Annotated in this window: 18 protein-coding genes; 13 read left to right on the plus strand and 5 right to left on the minus strand. The window is 70.8% G+C overall.

The window, feature by feature from the left end:
• Nucleotides 1–374: 374 nt before the first annotated feature.
• A complete protein-coding gene (locus ATC03_RS05875; RefSeq protein WP_169829222.1) occupies nt 375–2,303 on the plus strand; it encodes an ABC transporter ATP-binding protein in 1,929 nt (642 codons plus the stop codon).
• Nucleotides 2,300–4,105 (plus strand): ABC transporter ATP-binding protein, encoded by a 1,806-nt coding sequence (locus ATC03_RS05880; protein ID WP_067874289.1) that lies wholly within the window; start codon nt 2,300–2,302, stop codon nt 4,103–4,105. The genes ATC03_RS05875 and ATC03_RS05880 overlap by 4 nt, the downstream gene beginning before the upstream one ends.
• Nucleotides 4,106–4,223: 118 nt before the next feature.
• On the opposite strand, the gene ATC03_RS05885 is transcribed toward ATC03_RS05880, so the two are convergent.
• Together ATC03_RS05885 and ATC03_RS05890 are read right to left on the minus strand one after the other, a co-directional pair.
• Nucleotides 4,224–5,606, minus strand: a complete 1,383-nt coding sequence (locus tag ATC03_RS05885) for a type III PLP-dependent enzyme (RefSeq protein WP_084003329.1) — start codon at nt 5,604–5,606, stop codon at nt 4,224–4,226.
• Entirely contained in the window at nt 5,603–6,178 is a 576-nt protein-coding gene (locus tag ATC03_RS05890; RefSeq protein ID WP_067874297.1) for a hypothetical protein, read from the minus strand. Before ATC03_RS05890 ends, ATC03_RS05885 begins: the two co-directional genes overlap by 4 nt.
• Nucleotides 6,179–6,372: 194 nt before the next feature.
• On the opposite strand from ATC03_RS05890, the gene ATC03_RS05895 reads away from it, so the two are divergent.
• Together ATC03_RS05895 and ATC03_RS05900 are read left to right on the plus strand one after the other, a co-directional pair.
• A complete protein-coding gene (locus tag ATC03_RS05895) occupies nt 6,373–7,035 on the plus strand; it encodes a response regulator transcription factor (protein WP_067874299.1) in 663 nt (220 codons plus the stop codon).
• On the plus strand, nt 7,035–8,843 hold the full coding sequence (locus ATC03_RS05900; RefSeq protein WP_067874301.1) for a sensor histidine kinase: 1,809 nt from the start codon (nt 7,035–7,037) through the stop codon (nt 8,841–8,843). The genes ATC03_RS05895 and ATC03_RS05900 overlap by 1 nt, the downstream gene beginning before the upstream one ends.
• Before the next feature lie 72 nt (nt 8,844–8,915).
• Here the strand turns inward: ATC03_RS05900 and ATC03_RS05905 are convergent, their stop codons facing one another.
• Complete coding sequence (locus tag ATC03_RS05905) at nt 8,916–9,230, minus strand: MGMT family protein (protein WP_067881574.1); 315 nt, start codon at nt 9,228–9,230, stop codon at nt 8,916–8,918.
• 68 nt (nt 9,231–9,298) lie between these two features.
• Nucleotides 9,299–9,751 (minus strand): GNAT family N-acetyltransferase, encoded by a 453-nt coding sequence (locus tag ATC03_RS05910; protein WP_067874304.1) that lies wholly within the window; start codon nt 9,749–9,751, stop codon nt 9,299–9,301.
• A gap of 195 nt (nt 9,752–9,946) precedes the next feature.
• On the opposite strand from ATC03_RS05910, the gene ATC03_RS05915 reads away from it, so the two are divergent.
• From ATC03_RS05915 to ATC03_RS05950, 8 genes are all read left to right on the plus strand, one after another.
• The gene (locus ATC03_RS05915; protein ID WP_067874308.1) at nt 9,947–11,164 is read left to right on the plus strand and encodes an NADP-dependent isocitrate dehydrogenase; all 1,218 of its coding nucleotides are present in this window, start codon (nt 9,947–9,949) and stop codon (nt 11,162–11,164) included.
• A 157-nt stretch (nt 11,165–11,321) separates the two neighbouring features.
• Nucleotides 11,322–12,557 (plus strand): ROK family transcriptional regulator, encoded by a 1,236-nt coding sequence (locus tag ATC03_RS05920; RefSeq protein WP_084003330.1) that lies wholly within the window; start codon nt 11,322–11,324, stop codon nt 12,555–12,557.
• A 66-nt stretch (nt 12,558–12,623) separates the two neighbouring features.
• Nucleotides 12,624–13,868 (plus strand): extracellular solute-binding protein, encoded by a 1,245-nt coding sequence (locus tag ATC03_RS05925; RefSeq protein WP_067874310.1) that lies wholly within the window; start codon nt 12,624–12,626, stop codon nt 13,866–13,868.
• 131 nt (nt 13,869–13,999) lie between these two features.
• Nucleotides 14,000–14,983 (plus strand): carbohydrate ABC transporter permease, encoded by a 984-nt coding sequence (locus ATC03_RS05930; protein WP_067874313.1) that lies wholly within the window; start codon nt 14,000–14,002, stop codon nt 14,981–14,983.
• Nucleotides 14,980–15,909: a carbohydrate ABC transporter permease gene (locus ATC03_RS05935; RefSeq protein ID WP_084003331.1), complete on the plus strand. Its 930-nt coding sequence runs from the start codon at nt 14,980–14,982 to the stop codon at nt 15,907–15,909. Before ATC03_RS05930 ends, ATC03_RS05935 begins: the two co-directional genes overlap by 4 nt.
• Nucleotides 15,906–17,435: a glycoside hydrolase family 3 protein gene (locus tag ATC03_RS05940; protein WP_067874316.1), complete on the plus strand. Its 1,530-nt coding sequence runs from the start codon at nt 15,906–15,908 to the stop codon at nt 17,433–17,435. The genes ATC03_RS05935 and ATC03_RS05940 overlap by 4 nt, the downstream gene beginning before the upstream one ends.
• The gene (locus tag ATC03_RS05945; RefSeq protein WP_067874319.1) at nt 17,432–18,358 is read left to right on the plus strand and encodes an ROK family protein; all 927 of its coding nucleotides are present in this window, start codon (nt 17,432–17,434) and stop codon (nt 18,356–18,358) included. The genes ATC03_RS05940 and ATC03_RS05945 overlap by 4 nt, the downstream gene beginning before the upstream one ends.
• Nucleotides 18,343–19,128: a glucosamine-6-phosphate deaminase gene (locus ATC03_RS05950; protein ID WP_067874322.1), complete on the plus strand. Its 786-nt coding sequence runs from the start codon at nt 18,343–18,345 to the stop codon at nt 19,126–19,128. Before ATC03_RS05945 ends, ATC03_RS05950 begins: the two co-directional genes overlap by 16 nt.
• 73 nt (nt 19,129–19,201) lie before the next feature.
• Here ATC03_RS05950 and ATC03_RS05955 read toward each other — a convergent pair whose 3' ends face one another.
• On the minus strand, nt 19,202–19,792 hold the full coding sequence (locus ATC03_RS05955; protein WP_067874325.1) for a TetR/AcrR family transcriptional regulator: 591 nt from the start codon (nt 19,790–19,792) through the stop codon (nt 19,202–19,204).
• 113 nt (nt 19,793–19,905) lie between these two features.
• Here ATC03_RS05955 and ATC03_RS05960 point away from each other — a divergent pair, with 113 nt between their 5' ends.
• Nucleotides 19,906–20,958 (plus strand): hypothetical protein, encoded by a 1,053-nt coding sequence (locus ATC03_RS05960; RefSeq protein WP_067874329.1) that lies wholly within the window; start codon nt 19,906–19,908, stop codon nt 20,956–20,958.
• Nucleotides 20,959–20,993: the final 35 nt, after the last annotated feature.

The raw sequence follows: 20,993 nt of genomic DNA on the forward strand, positions 1-20,993 counted from the left end.
CGCGTGACGAGTCCGCACAGCCTACTCGCGAGAGTGGTGTTGCATGCGACCCGTCGGACGTCGTATTCTGGAGGGCTGGCTGCGGTCGCGCGGCCCGCTGGTGAGAAGACGACGATGACGCAGGAGGACACCATGCAGACAGACAGCTACGCCCGCCCGTACGTGGCCGGTAGCGCTCTGCGTCCGGCCTCCCGGGTCACGGGCATCACAGGGTAGTTCGCACCCGGCCCCGCAGGCTCCGCCTGCCTGATCAGCGGTAGCCCCGCACCTGCGTCGCATGCGACGCCCTTCGCGCCACGACCTCGAGGTCTGCCGCGCTGCCGACCGCTCACGCGCGCGGTCGTCTCGACACCACTCTCGAAAGGGACACGGCCTTGCCCGCCACCCAGCTCCGCCCAGAATCCACGCCCGTCGGCTCCGACCTCAACGCGGTGCGCGCGCTCTGGCGCCTCCGCGTCTTCATCGGGCGCGCCGCGCCCGCCTTCGTCCTCAGCGCCGTCTTCGCTTCGGCCGGCCAGCTCATCGGCCTCTCGATCCCGCAGGTGCTCGAGTCGATGGTCGACGGCCCGCTCTCCGACGGCGACGCGAGCGCGGTCGTGCCGTTCGCGCTGCTCATCCTCGGCCTCGGCACGCTCGAGGCCGTGTTCTACGCGCTCCGGCGCTGGGTCGTCGTCGGCCCGGGCACGCGCGTCGAGTCGCGCATGCGCAACGCGCTGTACGCCAAGCTGCAGGACCTGCCCGTGAGCTTCCACGACAAGTGGCCCAGCGGGCAGTTGCTCTCGCGAGCCGTGAGCGACCTCGGCCTCATCCGGCGCTGGCTCTCGTTCGGGCTCGTGTTCACGTTCGTGAACCTGCTCACGATCGTCGTCGGCACCGGCATCCTCATCTCGATGAACTGGATGCTCGGGCTCGTGTTCCTCGTGTGCGCGATGCCGCTCTGGATCGTCGGCTTCCGGTTCGAGGGTCGCTACTCCGCGCTCTCCCGCCGGAGCCAGGACCAGTCCGGCGACCTCGCGACCGCGGTCGAGGAATCGGTGCACGGCATCCGCGTCCTGAAGGCCTTCGGTCGCGGCAAGCACGCGCTCTCGAGCTTCCGCGAGCAGGCCGAGTCGCTGCGCAGCACCGAGATCGAGAAGGCGCGCCTCGACGCGAACATCTGGGCGTGGCTGCTGCTCGTCCCGGCGGTCTCGATCGCGCTGTGCCTCGGGTTCGGCATCTGGCTGACCGCGAACGACCAGATGACCGTCGGCGCGCTCGTGGCGTTCTTCGCGACCGCGACGATGCTCGCGTGGCCGATCGAGTCGATCGGGTTCCTGCTGGCCTTCGCGCTCGACGCGCGCACCGCGACCGACCGGTTCTTCGAGGTGATCGACAGCGAGAACACCGTGACCGACCCCGAATCGCCGCGCGTGCTCGACCGCCCGACCGGGGCGCTGAGCTTCACCGACGTGCGCTTCCGGTACCAGGACTCGCCCGAGCGCTTCGGCGACCTGCTGCAGGGGGTCGACCTCGACATCCGGCCTGGCGAGACCATGGCGCTCGTGGGCCTGACCGGCTCGGGCAAGACCACGATGACGGCGCTCACCACGCGCCTCTACGACGTCACGGGCGGCTCCATCACGCTCGACGGCGTCGACGTGCGCGGCCTCTCCCGTGAGGAGCTGCGCCGCCACATCGCGATGGCCTTCGAGGACGCGACGCTCTTCAGCGACTCCGTGCGCGCCAACGTGCTGCTCGGGCGTCCGGAGCTCGAGGGCGAGGCGGCCGAGCAGGTGCTCCACGAGGCGCTGCGCATCGCGCAGGCGGGCTTCGCGTACGACCTGCCCGAGGGGGTCGACACCAAGGTCGGCGAAGAGGGCATGAGCCTGTCGGGCGGCCAGCGCCAGCGTCTCGCGCTCGCACGCGCCGTCGCCGCCAAGCCCGCGGTGCTCGTGCTCGACGACCCGCTGTCGGCGCTCGACGTCGCGACCGAGGCGCGCGTCGAAGCCGAGCTCCGATCGGTGCTCGCCTCGACCACGGCGCTCATCGTCGCGCATCGACCCTCGACGGTCACGATGGCCGACCGGGTCGCCCTGCTCGAGGACGGCCGCGTCACCGCGGTCGGCACGCACTCCGAGCTCCTCCGCGAGAGCGAGCACTACCGCTTCGTCATCTCGAGCCTCGAGGACGACGCCGTGAACCAGCCCGGATTCGGCGACGCCGTCGCATCCGACACCGAGGCGGCCGGACGCGACGCCGCCGAACGGGAACGCAGACTGCAGAACACCATGACCGGACCGATCAGCACGGGAGGCGCATCATGAGCGTGAGCGGCGTCCAGGGCGAAGAACGCCTCGACTACACACGCGCCGAATCGCGCGAGATCCGGCGACGCTCGGTGCGCCTGCTCGGGTCGCTGCTGCGGCCGCAGCGCTCGCGGCTGTGGCTCACCGCGCTCGCCGTGGTGCTCTCGTCGGCCGCGCAGGCCGCCGGGCCCGCGATCATCGCGTACGGCATCGATAGCGGCATTCCCGCGCTGGTCGAGCAGGACTGGTTCCCGGCCGGGCTCGCGGTGCTCGCATACCTCGCGACCGGGGTCGTCGGTGCGTTCCTGATCGCGGTGTACATCCGCCTGTCGGCGCGCGTCAGCCAGGCGGTGCTCATCGACCTGCGCACGCGGGTGTTCCTGCACACGCAGCGCCTGAGCCTCGAATTCCACGAGTCGTACACGTCGGGCCGCATCATCTCGCGGCAGACGAGCGACCTCGACGCGATCCGCGAACTCCTCGACGAGGGGCTCGTGGTGCTCGTGCGCTCGTTCACCTACATGGCGTTCACGGCCCTGGCGCTCGTGCTGCTCGACCCGACATCGGGGCTCGTGCTGCTCGGCGCGCTGATCCCGATGACGCTCGTGACGCGCTGGTTCCAGGTGCGCTCGCAGGCGCTGTTCCGGCGTTCGCGCGTCGCCTCGGCGAGCCTCATCGTGAAGTTCGTCGAGACGATGACCGGCATCCGAGCCGTGCAGGCGTTCCGCACCGAGCGCCGCAACGCGGACGAGTTCGGCGATCTCGTCGAGGACTACCGCGACGTGAACGCGAAGGTCCTCGGCCTGTTCACGGTGTTCAACCCGGCGCTCGCGTTCATCGGCGCTGTCTCGGTTGCGGCCACGATCGTGCTCGGCGGGTTCCGGGTGGTCGAGGGCTCGCTCGCGATCGGCGCGCTGCTGGCCGCCGTGCTCTACGTGAAGCGCTTCTTCGACCCGATGGAAGACGTGGCGGTGTTCTACAACGGCTACCAGTCGGCGTCGAGCGCGCTCGAGAAGATCTCGGGCGTGCTCGAGGAGGAGCCCAGCGTGCCCGACCCCGCGCACCCGGTCGACCTCTGGAACGCGAACGGCCACGTGCGGTTCGAGAACGTGGAGTTCGCGTACACGCGCGACCGCGTCATCCTGCCCCGGTTCGACCTCGACCTGCCCGCGGGGCAGACGATCGCGCTCGTCGGCTCGACCGGCGCGGGCAAGACGACGCTCGCGAAGCTCATCGCCCGGTTCTACGACCCGAGCGACGGCGTGATCGAGCTCGACGGCATCGACCTGCGATCGCTGCACCCGAAGGACCTGCGCCGCGCGATCGTCATGGTCACGCAGGAGGCGTACCTGTTCTCGGGCTCGGTGGCCGACAACATCGCGCTCGGCAAGCCCGACGCGACGTTCGGCGAGATCGTGTCCGCCGCCCGTGCCGTCGGTGCGCACGAGTTCATCGAGGGACTGCCGAACGGGTACGACACGGACGTGAACAAGCGAGGCGGGCGCGTGAGCGCGGGGCAGCGGCAGCTCATCTCGTTCGCGCGCGCGTTCCTCGCGAACCCGGCCGTGCTGATCCTCGACGAGGCGACCAGTTCGCTCGACATCCCGAGCGAGCGGCTCGTCCAGGAGGGCCTGCAGTCGCTGCTCGCCGACCGAACCGCGATCATCATCGCGCACCGGCTGTCGACCGTCGCGATCGCCGACCGCGTGCTCGTCATGGAGCACGGCCGCATCGTCGAGGACGGCTCGCCCGCCGACCTCATCGGCGGTGAGGGCCGGTTCGCGGCGCTGCACGCGGCCTGGCGCGACTCGCTGGTCTGAGCAGGCTCGGGCGGCACCCGGCCGGGCCCGCCGGCTCGCACGAACGGCCGCCCGCGGCATCCGTCATCACCATCGGGTGAGCGGATGCCGCGGGCGGCCGTCGTCGCGTTCGGCGGCGTCAGTGCGCGACGCCCTGCTCGTCGCGCACGAGCACGTGGATCGGGGTCGGTTCGATGCCGTTGAACCGCGTCGCGGTCGCCGAGGTGTAGGCGCCCATCATGGGGCTCACGAGCAGGTCGCCGGCGACGAGCCTCGGCAGACGCAGCGATCGCGCGATGACGTCGACGCTGTCGCACGTCGGCCCGGCCAGGGTCACCGGCGCGTACGCGAGTTCGCGCACGCGTCGGACGGCCCGCTCGGCATCCTCGTCGGCGGGCGGGCGGTGGGCGAGCTCCGAGGCCGCGAACACGAGCGCGTGCACGCCCTCGGCCGGGATGTTCGAGTACGCGCCGTACACCCCGTCATCGAGGTGCACCCATCGGCCGTCGGGCCGGGTCGCGCTGCCGACCACCCGGGTGACGAGCGTCATGGCGGGCGCCGCGACGAAGCGACCAGGCTCGACGAGCACGCGGTAGCGCGCCGGCACGGCCGAGAGGGCGTCTCGGATGCCGTGCGCGATGACCGCGAGCGCGGGCACGGGCTCGTCGTACGCGACGGGGAACCCGCCGCCGAGGTCGAGCGTGTCGAACTCGACGCCGAGCCGGCCCTCGAGGTCGCGCATGAGCTGCAGCGTGCGGGTGATGGCGCGACGCCACGGCTCGGCGCTCGTCGTCTGGCTGCCGACGTGGAACGTGAAGCCCGCGACCTGGCGGCCTGCCCGCAGGCAGTGCTCGACGAGCTCGCGCGCGGCCTCGGGAGCGACGCCGAACTTCGCGGAGAGGTCGGCCGCGGCATCCGGATTCGGAAAGGAGAGGCGCACGAGCACGCGAGCGTCGGGCGGAAGGCCCGCGAACTTGTCGACCTCGCCGGCGTCGTCGACGACGAACGTGCGGACCCCGCGGAGATAGGCGCCCGTGAGCTCGGCGACCGACTTGACCGGGTGCGTGTGCACGCATCGCGAGAGGTCGACGCCCTCGCCCTCGAGCAGGTCGAGCTCGCCGCGCGAGGCGACGTCGAAGCTCGCGCCGAACGCGTCGACGGCGCGGATGAGCGCCGGGTGGGGGAGTGCCTTCAGGGCGACGTGGATCTCGACCCCCGGCAGCTGCCGGCGCAGCTCGAGCAGCTGCGAGGCGACCCGGTCGGCGTCGAGCACGAGCAGCGGCGTGCCGTGCCGCTCGGCGAGGCCCACCAGGTCGCTGCGCCGCGCCTCCTCGGCCAGTCGTCGTCGCACGAGCTCGCGGTGGGGCGGCAGCTCCGGCAGGCCCTGAGCGCCCGACCCTTCCGAACCCCGGTCGACTGGCGCGGCCTCGTCGCGGCGTCGCTCGGCCCGGCTCCGGTGACGGCGGGACCCGGGGTGGTGCCGGTCGGCATGGCGTCCGTGCTCGGTGGTGGTGACGGTCATCGCGGGGCTCCAGAGATCAGCGGCCGGTGGACCGGCCGGTCGACGGGTGCGGGGGCGTTCGCGGCCTCGTGCGTCAGTGCAGGTGCGGCGGCGTCCGGCAGGATCACCCTGCGCCCGAGCTCGAACGACACGATCGCGATCGCGTAGAACACGGCGTCGGCGGCGAGCTTGCCGACGAGCCAGGCCCATGGGTTCGCTCCGAGGGCGGCGCTCGCGGCCCAGAGCAGCGCCGGACGCACGAGCACGGAGTCCACGAGCTCGGCCGGCCCGAACTCCACGGCGACGCTTCGGATGGTCAACCAGGCGGTCACGAGCGCCGCGCGACCTCGTCCGCGCCCGGCGCGCACCCGCCGCACGCGCACCGACGCGGCATGATCGCGCGCGGCGCGCACCACGACGAGCGCGTAGTAGCCGACGGATTCGGCGAGGCTCCCCGCGATGGCGGCGATCGCGAGCGACCCGCTCGCCTCGTAGGCGACCCAGGCGCCGAGCAGCGCGGCGATCGTGCCGCACACCTCCAGCGGGAGGTAGCGCCGCAGCCAGACGCGGGCTCGGCCGCGGTTCGAGGACATGCCCGTAGCCTCCGGGAGCGGCGGGGGAGCCGCATCGGTGCCTCCACGCACTCGGGGTCTGGGCTGGCACTGAGCGCGGCTCGGCGCGGATACCCCCAGTTTGGGGGTACGGGGTGCGGCAGTGCGGGCGGTATGGTCGCACCAGCGGACGAGCCACCGCTTCTCCTGCGTGCCTGAGGACCGGAGGGACCCCGATGAACGATGCCCGCCCGTTGCGCGTCGCCATCGCCGACGACGCCCTGCTGCTGCGCGAGGGCATCGCGAAGGTCCTCGAGGGCGGCGGCATCGAGGTCGTCGCCTCGGTCGGCACGGGCGAGGAGCTCGTCGAGGTCGTGCGCGGCGGCGGCATCGACGCGGCGGTGCTCGACATCCGGATGCCTCCCACCCATCGCGACGAGGGGGTACGCGCCCTCGAGGCGATCCGTGCGAGCGGGTCGACGATCGGCGTGCTGCTGCTGTCGATGTACGCGACCCCCGAGTACGCGCTGCGGGTCATGCAGGCCGGCAGCGGCACGGGCTACCTGCTCAAGGAGCGCGTCTCCGAACCCGAGACCCTCGTGCGTGCGGTCGAGACCGTGGCCTCCGGCGGGTCCGTCGTCGACCCCGAGGTCGTCGAGCAGCTCGTCAAGCGCACGCGCGCCGACGACCCGATCTCCAGGCTCACCGAACGCGAGCGCTCCGTGCTGGAGCTCATGGCCCAGGGCTACTCGAACGGCGGCATCGCGCAGACCCTGTTCCTCGGCCTGAAGACCGTCGAGACGCACGTGCGCAGCATCCTGCAGAAGCTCGACCTCGAGGAGTCGCCCGAGCACCACCGGCGCGTGCTCGCCGTGCTCACCCTCCTCGGCGAACGGTGATGGCCCCCGGCCGCAAGGGCCGGATCATCAGACGCACGATCACCATCTCGCTCGCCGTGGCGCTGAGCCTCGCGATGGAGATCAGCGGATTCCTGGCCACCCCGGTCGGCGAGCGCCCCGAGGTCTCGTACACGACCCTCCACGCCATCGTGCCGCTGGTGTTCGCCGCGTGCGCGGGCGTCGCCTGGCACATCGGACCGGCCCGAACGCCCGCCCGGCTCATGATCGCGTTCGTCGTGCTGTGGATCCCGCAGTCGGTCTATCACGTGATCGGCGGCTGGCAGTGGGTGTGGCCCGTGGTGCGGGGCGTCGACCTCGCCTGGGCGGTCGTGGCGGGCATCCTCGTGCTCGTGTACCCGAAGGGGCGGCTCAGCGGTCGCTTCGACCTCTGGATCGCGGGCATCGCGGTCGTGTCGTTCGTCGTGAACCTGCTCGTCGTCGTGCTGTTCGCCGGACCCGACGTGAATCCGTGCGGCTGCGCGCCCAACGGGTACCAGCTCGCCGAGGCGCCGGTGCTCTTCGCGATCACCGACGTCGCGTACCGCATCATCGGCGTCGGGCTCGCGCTCGTCATCGCCGGCCGCCTGCTCGTGCGATGGGTGCGAGCCAGCGTGCCGGCGCGCACGGTCGCGTTCCTCATGCCGGTCGCGCTCTTCGCCTGGGCGACGACGCTGACCGCCCAGGCCGTGACCTACGCCGTGTCGTCGAACACCGACATGGTGCTCGGCACGTTCTCGCTGATCGCGATCGCGTCGATCCCGGTGAGCTTCGATGCGGGCGTCTCGCACGCCCGCAACATGCGCGCCCGCGTCGCCGACCTCATGCGCATCACGCGCGAGGGCGCCGACCGCGGGCTCTGGGCCGAGTCCCTCGCCCGCACGCTGCGCGACGCCTCGGTGCGCGTCTTCTGGTGGGACGAGACCAGGGGGCGGTACGCGGATGCCGCGGGCGACCCGATCTCCGACGAGGACCTCGCTTCCCGGGCGCGCCACAGCATCCTCCCCGTGGCCTCGCCGCTCGGGGCCCCGATCGCGCTGATCCGGCACGACCGCGTGCTCACCGACAACATGCGACTGCTCGACGGCGTCTCGAGCGCGCTGCGGCTCTCGGTCGACAACGGCCGACTCCGATCCGAGATCGAGCGAACGCTCGAGCAGGTGCGCCAGTCCCGTCAGCGCATCGTCGAGGCCGGCGTCGAGGCGCGACGCCGCATCGAACGCGACCTCCACGACGGCGCGCAGCAGCACCTCGTGTCGCTCGGCATGCAGCTGCGCCTGTCGGCGAACGCGGCGAAGGCCGCGGGCGACCTCGAACTCGCCACCGATCTCGAGCGCACGATCGTCATGCTCAACCAGGCGCTGCGCGAACTGCGCGAGCTCGCGCACGGCATCCACCCGAGTCTGCTGAGCTCCGGCGGGCTCGCACTCGCCGTACCCGAGCTCGCCGGACGCTGCCCGGTGCCGGTCGAGGTCGAGGTCCAGGGCGAGGGGCGCCTGCCGGAGCTCATCGAGTCCACCGCGTACTTCGTGATCGCCGAGTCGCTCGCGAACATCGCGAAGCACTCCCGGGCGACGCGCGCGTGGGTGCGCGCGCACGTGCTCGACGGCGACCTCGTGCTCGAGGTGCGCGACAACGGCGTCGGCGGCGCCTCGATCGACGCGGGCACGGGCATGCTCGGCATCGGCGACCGCATCGACGCCGTCGACGGCACGCTGGCGATCGAGAGTCCGGCGGGCGCCGGCACGACGCTCACCGTGCGGATCCCGCTCGGCGAGGCGAAGTGGGCGGCCGCGGAGTGGGGGCTCTGAGCGATCGGCACCGCCGGTCGGGGTGCGCGGGCCGGGGCCCACCGCTCGGTGCGGATGCGCCGTCCGCGCGACTCAGGCGCGCCAGCGCGCCGTGCGCAGGTCGATGCGGTAGCCGTCCTCGTCGGAGGCGGGCAGCAACGGGGTGCCCTCGGCCTCGTAGTGCGGCCGTGCGGCTTCGGCGTGCCCGGCCGGAGGGCGGCCGCCCGCCCGCACGACGCGCCACCACGCGGCATCCGACCCGTACCTGGCCATGACCCCGCCCACGGCGCGCGCCCCGCGTGATCCGAGCAGCGCGGCGACATCGCCGTACGTCGCGACCTGGCCGGCGGGGATGTCGGCGACCACGACGAGCACGGCCTCGACGAAGCCGACGGGGTGCTGCGGCATCCGATCGCCCTCGCCCATCGGCAGTCGGCTCGGAATCCGGGTTTCGAGCGTGGGTCGGCGCTGCGCGCTCAGAGCGCGAGCGCGCCGATCACGTCGCCGTACGCGGTCTCGCCCACATCGGCGAACCCGATGCGGTGGAAGAACGCCTCCGGCCCGTTCTCACCGGGCTCCCAGAGCACGGTGATGCGGTCGAAGCCGCGGCGCTTCGCCTCTTCGGCGAGCGACTCGGCGAGGAACCGGCCGACGCCCTTGCCCTGCACGTCGGCGTCGACGTTGATGCGCCAGATGCACGCGCGGAACTCCTCATGGGCGTTCTCGGGGTCGAAGTTGCCGTGGATGAAGCCGACGACGCGGTCCTCGATCGTCACCACCCGCTGCCACGACGTGGCCGGGTTCACGACCGTCGCCTCGGCGGAGTACGTGACGGGTGCGATGAACTGCTCCTGGCCGGGCTTCAGCGAGAGCGTGTTCGCCGCAACGATGTTCGACGCGGACAGTTCTTCGAGTCTCAGCTCAGCCATGCTGCCAAGGCTAACCCGAGCGGGCCGCACGGGGAAAGCGCGACGTCATCGCCTGCAGCGAACGAGTCGTGAACGGGGGCCGGATGTCTCGATGTCAAGACATTCCGATCGACACGGTAAACTGCTCGACGGCGTTCGCGCGCCCTCTCGAGGCTTCCTCGATTCTTCCCGAACGACCGCAAGGAGAACACGCACGTGTCAAAGATCAAGGTTGAAGGCACCGTCGTCGAACTCGACGGCGACGAGATGACCCGCATCATCTGGCAGGCCATCAAGGACCAGCTCATCCACCCGTACCTCGACGTGAACCTCGAGTACTACGACCTCTCGATCCAGAAGCGCGACGAGACCGACGACCAGATCACGGTCGACGCGGCCCACGCGATCCAGAAGCACGGCGTCGGCGTCAAGTGCGCGACGATCACGCCCGACGAGGCGCGCGTTGAGGAGTTCGGCCTGAAGAAGATGTGGCGTTCGCCGAACGGCACGATCCGCAACATCCTCGGCGGCGTGATCTTCCGCGAGCCGATCATCATCTCGAACATCCCGCGCCTGGTGCCGGGCTGGAACAAGCCGATCATCGTCGGCCGCCACGCGTTCGGCGACCAGTACCGCGCCACCGACTTCCGCTTCGAGGGCGAGGGCACGCTCACGATGACCTTCACCCCGAAGGACGGCTCCGAGCCGCAGCAGTTCGAGGTCTTCCAGTCGCCCGGTTCGGGCGTCGCCATGGGCATGTACAACCTCGACGAGTCGATCCGCGACTTCGCGCGAGCCTCGCTCAACTACGGTCTCTCGCGCAACTACCCGGTGTACCTCTCCACCAAGAACACCATCCTCAAGGCCTACGACGGCCGCTTCAAGGACCTCTTCCAGGAGGTCTTCGAGGCCGAGTTCAAGGAGGCGTTCGACGCCGCCGGCCTCACCTACGAGCACCGCCTCATCGACGACATGGTCGCGGCATCGCTCAAGTGGGAGGGCGGCTACGTCTGGGCGTGCAAGAACTACGACGGCGACGTGCAGTCCGACACCGTCGCGCAGGGCTTCGGCTCGCTCGGCCTGATGACCTCGGTCCTGGCCACGCCCGACGGCCGGGTCGTCGAGGCCGAGGCGGCGCACGGCACCGTCACGCGCCACTACCGCCAGCACCAGCAGGGCAAGCCCACGTCGACCAACCCGATCGCCTCGATCTACGCCTGGACGCGCGGCCTCGCGCACCGCGGCAAGCTCGACGGCAACCAGGAGCTCATCGACTTCTCGCTCACCCTCGAAGACGTCGTCATCAAGACGGTCGAGTCGGGCGCCATGACGAAGGACCTCGCAGCCCTCGTCGGCCCCGAGCAGGCCTACCAGACGACCGAGGAGTTCCTGCAGACCCTCTCCGACAACCTGAAGGCGCGCATCGCGGCCTAGTCGACGGTTTCGGAACGGAGGGGCGGATGCTGCGGCATCCGCCCCTCCGTCATTCCGCGATGGCAAGCGCACCTGCCTTGATCACGAGTCGGTAACAGTGCGGAAAAGCTTGGGCGAACACTTGCGCGGTGTTTGTTCGTAAGGTTTACTAACAAACATGTCAACGGAGGCGCAGCGAGGTCAGGTCCTCGAAAGCCAGACCCTCACCGGGGTCGGCGCAGACGTGCTCACCGCGCCGTTCGACCACGCGCCGATCTTCACCAGGTCCAGGGCCCTCCGCCCCACCGGCAAGGTGCTGCCCGAGCACGCCCGCAGCCACAACCGGGCCCTCGTGCTGCAGACGCTCTACACCGCGGGCCCGCAGAGCCGAGCCGACGTCGCCCGCGAGACCGGCCTGACCAGGGTCACCGTCTCCGACCTCGTCGCCGAGCTCATCGCCGAGGGCCTCGTCATCGAACTCGGCCAGCGCGAGGACTCCCGCCCCGGCAAGCCCGCGATCCTCATCGACGTCGACCGAGCCGCGTTCCAGATCGTCGGCGTCGACCTCTCCGACCACGCGCGATTCCTCGGCGCGATCGTCGACCTCGACGGCGGCATCGTCGCGCGGGCCGAGGAATCGCGCGACGGAGCCACCGGCGAGGCCGCCGCCGTGCTCGTCGATGCACTCGTCGCCCGCCTCGTGGCCACCGCGACCGCCCCCGTGCTCGGCATCGGCGTCGGCTCGCCCGGTGTCGTCGACCCCCAGGGCGTCATCCGCTCGGCCCCCAACCTCGGCTGGCGGGGCCTCGACCTGCAGGCTCGCCTGCACACCGCATCCGGGCTGCCCGTGCACGTCGGCAACGACGCGAACGTCGCCGTGCTCGCCGAGCACGGCTCCTCGACCGCCGACGACCTCCTGCTCGTCAAGATCGGACACGGTGTCGGCGCCGGCCTCATCATCGGCGGACGCCCCGTCATCGGCGGCGGCTTCGCGGCCGGCGAGATCGGCCACGTCACCGTCGGCACCGACGGCGGTCCCCGCTGCGCGTGCGGCAAGCACGGCTGCCTCGAGACCTGGCTCGCCGTGCCCCGGCTCACCGCGCAGCTCGACGCCATCGAACCCGGCGAGCACGCGGCATCCGAGCGCGATGCGATCCTCACCGAGGCCGGCCGCAGGCTCGGCATCGTGCTCGCGCCCGTCGTGGGTGCGCTCAACCTGTCGGAGGTCGCCCTCAGCGGCCCCGACCAACTGCTCGACGGCCCCCTCGCGTTGGCGGCCGTTGAAACGCTCCGGACGCGGACGATGGCGGAACACAACCGTGATCTGAGGCTCCGGATGACCGAGCAGGCGCAGGACATCGTCCTCCGCGGCGCGGCCGTCATGGTCCTCTCCGGACAACTCGGGGTCTCCTAGAGACCCTACGCACCAAGGGTGCGGCGAACCCCCGCCGCGACCCACCCCCCATGAAAGGAAACGCAAATGAGGAAACTCGGCATCGTGGCCCTCGGCGCCGCTGCTGCGCTGACCCTCGCCGGTTGCAGCACCGGTGGCGGCGAGTCGTCGGCTGACGGCGGCGAGATCACCGTCTGGGTCGTCGGCACCGACACGCCCAAGGACGCGCGCGCCTACCTCAAGGACACGTTCGAGTCGGAGAACGACGGTTGGACCCTCACGGTCGAGGAGAAGACCTGGGCCGACGTCAGCGACACCTACGCGGCAGCGCTCCAGTCGAACGACTCGCCCGACGTGGTCGAGGTCGGCAACACCCAGACCGCGAGCTTCGCGGACCAGGGCCTGTTCCTCCCGCTCGACGACTTCGCCACCGATGACTACCTCCCGGGTCTCGTCGAATCGGCGACGTACGACGGCGACCTCTACGCAGCCCCGTACTACGCCGGCGGCCGCATCGTCTTCTACAGCCAGCAGATCCTCGGCGACACGGCGATCCCCACCACGCTCGACGAGTACGTGGAGACCGGCAAGGCGCGCAAGACCGACACCGTCTCGGGCATCTGGGCTCCGGGCCGTGACTGGTACAACGCCCTTCCCTACGTCTGGTCGCACGGCGGATTCATCGCCGAGCAGGATGGCGACACCTGGAAGGCCGGCTTCTCCAGCGAAGGCGGCATCGAGGGCCTGACGCAGCTGCAGGACGTCTACCTCAACGCGTCCAACGCGGCCAAGGACGGCGACGAGACCGACCCGCAGGTTCCCTTCTGCGCCGGTGAGGACGTCTTCCTCTCGGCTCCGGCTTGGGTGCAGTGGTCGATCAACGCTCCGGCCGACGCCGACGCGCCCGGCTGCCCCGACACCTACGGTGCAGACCTCAAGGCCTTCGCCCTCCCGGGTGAGACGGCCGGCGAGACCGCCCCGATCTTCGCCGGTGGCTCGAACATCGCCGTCGCGACGAAGAGCGCCAACCCCGAGCAGGCCCGCGCCGCGCTCGACATCATGGCGAGCGCCGGCTACCAGGACCTCCTGGCCGCCGGTGGCCTGACCCCGGGCCTCACGGCTTCGGCGGCGCAGCTCCCCGACACCGAGATCGCCAAGGCCCAGGCCGTCGCGCTCGAGAACTCGAAGGTCACCCCGACCACCCCGAAGTGGGCCGAGGTCGAGGCTGCGCAGATCATCCAGGAGGCGCTCGTGAAGATCGCCCAGGGTGGCGACGTCGCGACCATCGCGGCCGACCTCGACGCGCAGATCGAGGACATCCTCAACAGCTGACCTGTTGAGCACGACGCGGGGGGCGGAGACCCACACAGCTCCGCCCCCCGTTCCCCTGCCGGGAATGCTCCCGTGCCCGTACCATCAGTCCCACCCCGCGATCCCCTCGCGACCACCCCGAGGAGCAGCCGATGAGCGCAACCCTCACGGAACACGACGCAGCGCCGCGCACGCCCGGTACCCGCCCCCCGAAACCCTCGACGCCGGCCGGCCGCGGTCCCAGGAAGCGCAAGTTCCCCCTCGCCCCCTGGATGCTGCTCGCCCCGAGCATCGTGCTGCTCGGCATCATGGTCGTCTACCCGACGATCGTGATGTTCATCACGTCGTTCACCGACCTCGAGATCAAGAACAAGATGCTCGACACCCCGGCGAACTTCGTCGGGTTCGACAACTACGTCGAGGTCTTCACCGCCTCGGACTTCCCGGCCGTCCTCGCCCGGAGCCTCGGTCTCATGCTCGTCCTGACGGTGATCATCGTCGCGGGTGGAATGCTGATCGCACTGCTCATGCTGCGGCTGACGAAGGGATGGCGACTCCTCGTCTCCGTCGGACTCCTGCTCGCCTGGGCGATGCCGCCGCTGTCCGCGACGGTCGTCTGGGGCTGGATCTTCGACACCGACTACGGGCTCGTCAACTGGGCCCTGAACACCCTCACCGACTCGCAGGACTTCCGCGGCCACAGCTGGCTCGCCAATCCCTGGTCGTTCATGATGGTCCTCGTCATCATCATCGTCTGGCAGAGCCTCCCGTTCGCCGCGTTCACGTTCTACGCCGGACTCGGCCAGGTGCCCGACGAGGTGCTCGAGGCCTCCCAGCTCGACGGTGCGAACGCCGTCCAGCGCTTCCGTCTCATCGTGCTGCCCTACATGCGCAACGTGCTCACGGCCGTGATCGTGCTCGAGACCATCTGGAACCTGCGCATCTTCACCCAGGTGTACGCGCTGCAGCAGCAGGGCGGCCTCGTCTCCGAGACCAACGTGCTCGGCACCTATCTCTTCAGGCAGGGCCTGGGCGAGTTCGGCGTGACCGCCGCCATCGGCGTGTTCATGGTCCTCCTGCTCATGGGCATCTCCTACTACAACGTCCGATCCAGCCTGAAGGAGGAGGAGGCGTGACCACGCAGATCTCTCCCGCCGTCCAACTCGCCGAGACACCCGGACGCATGACGCCCGGCCCCCAGAAGCCCCGACGGACGTTCCGCGGCAGCGCACCGCGCGCCGTGGTCAACACGGTCGCGATCCTCGTCTTCCTGTGCTCGGTCTTCCCGGTCTACTGGATGGTGAACATGTCGTTCACCCCGTCGAACCAGATCATCAGCCGCAGCCCGAGCTTCTTCCCGCTCGAGTTCACCTTCAAGAACTACATCACCGCCTGGACCCGCGAGGCGGCCCCGGGGCAGACGGACTTCCCGCACGCGCTCGCGTCGAGCCTGATCGTCGCACTCTCGGTCGTCGTGGTCTGCGGCATCTTCGCCTTCCTCGCCTCGATCGCCCTCGCCCGGTTCGCGTTCCGCGGCCGATACGTCTTCATCGTGAGCGTGCTCGTCGTGCAGATGGTGCCCGGTGAGGCCATGATGTACACGATCTACAACATGGTCGACGACTGGCGCCTCATGAACACGCTGATCGGCCTGTTCATCGTGCACCTCGCCTCGGTCGTGCCCTTCACGATCTGGACCCTGCGCGGCTTCGTCGCCGGCGTCCCGGCCGACCTCGAGGAGGCGGCCCAGATCGACGGCTGCACCAAGGCGCAGGCCTTCTGGAAGGTGACCTTCCCGCTGCTCGCGCCCGGCCTGGTCTCGACGGGCATCTTCGCCTTCATCCAGAGCTGGAACGAGTTCCTCATGGCGCTCCTCTTCCTCAAGGGCTACAACCTCACGCTGCCGCCGTGGCTGAACTCCTTCCAGTCGGCCACCGAGGCGACGAACTGGGGTGCGGTCATGGCCGGGTCCACGCTCATCGCGCTGCCCGTGGTGATCTTCTTCCTCTTCGTGCAGGGCCGAATGACCGGTGGCCTGGTGAGCGGAGCCGTCAAGGGATGAGCGCACCGCACTCCACCGACCAGGTCGCCGACCTGCGCCGGGACATCCACACGACCCTGCTCCCGGGATTCGCCGGGACGAGCGCTCCCGACTGGCTGCTCGCCCGTCTTCGAGACGGACTCGGCGGCGTCTGCATCTTCGGCCCGAACATCGTCGATGCCGAGCAGCTCCTGGCGCTCAACACGAGCCTCCGTGACGAGAACCCGCTCGCGGTCGTCGCGATCGACGAGGAGGGCGGCGACGTCACGCGGCTCTTCTACGATCGCGGTGCGCCCTACCCGGGCAACGCCGTCCTCGGCCGCCTCGACGAGACCGAGCTCACCGAGCGGGTCGCCCGCGAGGTGGGCGAGGCGCTCGCGGCCACCGGCTGCACGGTCACCTTCGCACCCGACATCGATGTGAACTCCAACCCCGACAACCCCGTGATCGGGGTTCGGAGCTTCGGCGCCGATCCCGAGCTCGTCGCGCGGCACACGTCCGCTTGGGTGCGCGGGGTGCAGTCGACCGGCGTCGCGGCCAGCGCGAAGCACTTCCCGGGTCACGGCGACACCGCGACCGACTCGCACCTGGCGCTGCCCATCGTCGACGTCGCGCTCGAGACGCTGCGCGAGCGCGAGCTCGTGCCGTTCCGCGCCGCGATCGCCTCCGGCACGCGCACCATCATGACCAGCCACATCCTGCTCCCGCAGCTCGATGCGGAGAACCCGGCCACCCTCTCTTCCCGCATTCTGCAAGGCCTGCTCCGCGGGGAGCTGGGGTACGAGGGCGTCATCGTCAGCGACGCCCTCGACATGAAGGGGGCGAGCGGCGTGCACGGCATCCCTGGGGCTGCAGTGCTCGCCCTCGCCGCCGGTTGCGACCTGCTCTGCATCGGATCCGAGAACACCGACGCGCAGCTCGACGAGATCGTCGAGGCCGTCGAGGCCGCCGTCGCCGATGGGCGGATTCCGGCCGAGCGCATCCGCGAGGCCGCAGCCCGGGTCCGCGAGCTGAGCGCCGAGGCGCCCGCGATCGCATCCGCGGTCTCGGCACTCGAGCCGGTCCACGACCACGCCGAGATCGCCGAGTTCGCGGCTTCCTTCGAGGTGTCGGATGCCGCGCGCACGCGCCTCGCGTCGGCGTCGGGCATCGGCACGGTCGTCCGGGTCGACACGGTCGCGAACATCGCGGTCGGCGTCGCGCCGTGGGGTCCCTTCGCGACCTCGCTCGTCGAAGGCGTCCCGGCATGGTTCCAGGATGCCGCGGTCGTCCCGATCTCCGCGGGCGCTCCGCTCGTCGAGGTCGCCGACCTTGCGGGGCCGGTGCTCGTCGTCGGCAAGGACCTGCACCGGCATCCGTTCGCCATCGATGCGATCGACCGTCTGCGCGCGGTGCGCGCCGACGTCGTGACCGTCGACATGGGGTGGCCGTCGAACGACCGCGCCTACGCGGACGTGTCGACGTTCGGCGCTTCGCGGCTCATCGGCGCCGCGCTGCTCGCGTTCGTGGGGTCGACGCTCTCGGGCACGACGGTCGGGGCGGCATGAAGCTCGGCATCGACATCGGAGGCACGAAGACCGCGGCCGTCGCGATCGGCGCCGACGGCGAGCTGAGCGACCTCGTCTCGCTGCCCACCGGGTTCGGCGCGCCCGAGGTCGTCTCGACGGCCCTGCAGGTCGTGTCGCGCATGAGCGAACTCGCCGGCGTGCACGTGTCGTCGTTCTCCTCGATCGGCATCGGCATCCCCGGCGCCGTGGACAGCTCGACCGGGCGGGTCGAGCACGCCGTGAACCTCGGACTCGAGGGACTCGACCTCGGTCCGCGCCTGTCCGACGAGCTCGGCGTGATCGTGCGCATCGAGAACGACGTGAAGGCGGCCGCACTCGGGGCGCACCACCTGCTGGGCGTCGCCGACGGCATCACCGCGCACTCGATGGCGTACCTGAACCTCGGCACGGGCCTCGCCGCGGGCATCGTGCTCGACGGCGAACTCCTGCGCGGCGGACACGGCGTCGCCGGCGAGATCGGCCACATCCCGGTCGACCCGGCCGGCGTCGTCTGCGGGTGCGGTCAGCGGGGTTGCCTCGAGACGCTCGCGTCGGGTTCGGCGATCGCCCGCATGTGGCCGACCGAGCACCCGCTGCCGGCCCGCGAGCTCTTCGACCTCGCCGCGGCCGGCGACGCGCGCGCCCTCGAGGTCCGCGAACACTTCCTCCGCGGGGCGGCTTCGGCCGTCCGGCTGCTCGCCCTGACGACGGATGTCGATGACATCGTGATCGGCGGGGGGCTCGCCGCGCTCGGTGAGCCGCTGCTCCTCGGCATCCGCCGTATCCTGAACGAGTGGGCAGGGAAGTCGCCCTTCCTCGCCTCGACCGATCTCGCTGAGCGGGTGCAGGTCATCCCGTTCGGATTCCCGGCCGCCGCCGTCGGCGCCGCCCTCGTTGGAGAACCCTCATGGCAGAACTCGTAGTCGTCGAAGACGAGCGTGCGGCCGGCGAACTCGTCGCCGGCTCGATCGTCTCGCTCATCCGCCGCAAGCCCGACGCGGTGCTGGGGCTCGCGACGGGATCGACCCCGCTCGCGACCTATCGCGCGTTGGCCGCTCGCATCTCCGACGAGTCCATCGACGTGCGCGGCGTGCGCGGGTTCGCGCTCGATGAGTACGTCGGCCTGCCGGCCGGCCACCCCGAGAGCTACCGCTCGGTCATCACGCGCGAGGTCGTCGAGCCGCTCGGGCTCACGCCCGAGCTCGTGCGAGTGCCGAACGGCGACCCCGAGCAGATCCAGCACGCCGGCGTCGACTACGAGGCGGCGATCCTCGCCGCGGGCGGCATCGACATCCAGATCCTCGGCATCGGGCGTACCGGGCACATCGGCTTCAACGAGCCCGGCTCGTCGCTCGCATCGCTCACGCGCGTGAAGACGCTGACCGCGCCGACCCGCGCCGACAACGCGCGGTTCTTCGATTCGCCCGACGACGTGCCGATGCACTGCATCACCCAGGGCATCGGCACGATCCTGCGGGCGCGCCACCTCGTCCTCCTGGCGTTCGGGGAGGCCAAGGCCGACGCGATCGCGGCCGCGGTCGAGGGCCCGGTCACCGCGAGTCAGCCCGGATCGGCCGTGCAGCTGCATCCGCACACGACCGTGATCGTCGACGAGGCCGCGGCCGCCCGTCTCGAGAACCTCGACTACTACCGCCACGCGTGGAGCAACAAGCCCGAGTGGCAGGGCATCTGAGCCCGATCGACTCGAGGCCGCGTCGATCGCCGGTCGAGCCCGCGCCGCTGCGCAGCCTCGACCGGCGTTCGCGTCAGCGGGGGAGCAGTTCCGGGAGCGTCTCGAGGTAGGACTCGGCGTCGAACCCGTCGATGAGCGCACGCTGGAGCAGGAAGCCCGGGCCGAACCCGAGCACGACCGGCGCCGCTCGCCTCGCCCAGTCGGCGGCGTCGCCCTCGACGCGGTCGGGGTTCGACGACGCCCACGCCAGCAGGCCGGTCTCGAGGATGCCGCGGAGCTTGGCGAAGACGTCCTGCACCATCGATCGGATCTCGGGGTCGATCGCCGCGTCGCCCCACAGTTGCACGATCACCTCGGAGAAGGGCTCGCGGCTCATGCCGCCGAGGAGCGAGACCATGAGCTCGCCGGGCGACGGCACCGCACCGTCGCGGCCGAGCGCCTCGAGCTCTGCCGATCTCGAGCCGAGCACCCGCTCGGCGACCGCGGCGAACAGTTCCTTCTTGCCCGCGAAGTGCCCGTAGATCGCGCCGGCCGAGAGCCCTGAGGCCTCGATGACGTCGGCCATCGAGGTGCGCTGGATGCCGCGCTCGGCGAAGCTCCTCAGCGCGGCCTCGATGATCTCGTCGCGGCGGGCCGCGCGGTACTCGTCGGTGACCTTCGGCATCGCTGCTCCCTCCCTGACCGGTGCCCGGTCGCGCAAACCGAACGGGCGTTCTTGACAAGCATACGAGCCCGGCGCACAATAAAGAACGAACATTCGTTTTTATTGGAGGAACCATGTCGCATCCGGATGCCACGACGGCGCACACGCCGCTGGCACGCGTGGCCGGGCTCGCACTCGCACTCGTCGCGCTCGTCGGCGTGCTCGTACTCGCGTTCTCGTGGCCGACCGTCACGATGGACCCCAAGGACCTGCCGGTCGCGATCGCCGGTCCCGACGCCGCGGTCGCGGCGGCATCCGAGGCCATCGACGAGAAGGCCGAGGGCGCCGTCGCGCTCGAGACCGTCGACGACCGTGCCGCCGCCGTGCGGGCCATCGAGCAGCGCGACGTCTACGGCGCCGTGATCCTCGGCGAGAAGCCGGAGGTGCTCGTGGCCTCGGGCGCCGGCGTCGCGGTCGCCCAGATGTTGACCGGGGTCGCGGCGAGCCTCCAGGAGGGGGTGAACGCCCAGGCGCAGGCGGCGGCTGCGGCTGCCGGCGCACCCGCGCCGGACACGATCGTGGTCGCGGTCACCGACATCGTTCCGCTCGCCGAGACCGATGCGCGCGGCACGGGCATCGCCACGGCCATGTTCCCGCTCGTGCTGGGCGGCATGATCGGCGGCATCGCCGTCTCCCTCGTCGTCATCGGGGCGCTCCGCCGCGTCTTCGCGGTCGTCGTCTACGGCGCTGCCGGCGGGCTCCTGCTCGCCTGGATCCTCGGCGGCTGGTTCGGCTCGCTGCAGGGCGACTACTGGGCCAACGCGGCCGCCATCGGATTGACGCTCATCGCGATCGCCGCCCCCATCACCGGCCTCGTCGCGCTCATCGGCCGGGCCGGCATCGCCTTCGGTCCCGTCGTGATGCTGCTCTTCGCGAACCCGCTCTCGGCCGCGACCGTGCCGAAGGAGTTCCTGCTCGCACCGTGGGGCGAGGTCGGCCAGTGGTTCCCTCCGGGCGCGGCGGCGACCCTGCTCCGCGACCTCTCGTACTTCCCTGAGGCCGATGCCACGTTCCCGTGGCTCGTGCTCGGCTCATGGGCGGTCGGTGGCCTGCTGCTCTCGATCCTCGGGCACTTCCGCACCGCGGGTGGCGCCGAGTCCGACGCCGAGGCGGCCGTGGCGGTCTGAACGCTCGGCACGACATGGTGAAGGCCCCGAGATCC

Source organism: Agromyces aureus, assembly GCF_001660485.1.
GTDB classification, from domain to species: domain Bacteria; phylum Actinomycetota; class Actinomycetes; order Actinomycetales; family Microbacteriaceae; genus Agromyces; species Agromyces aureus.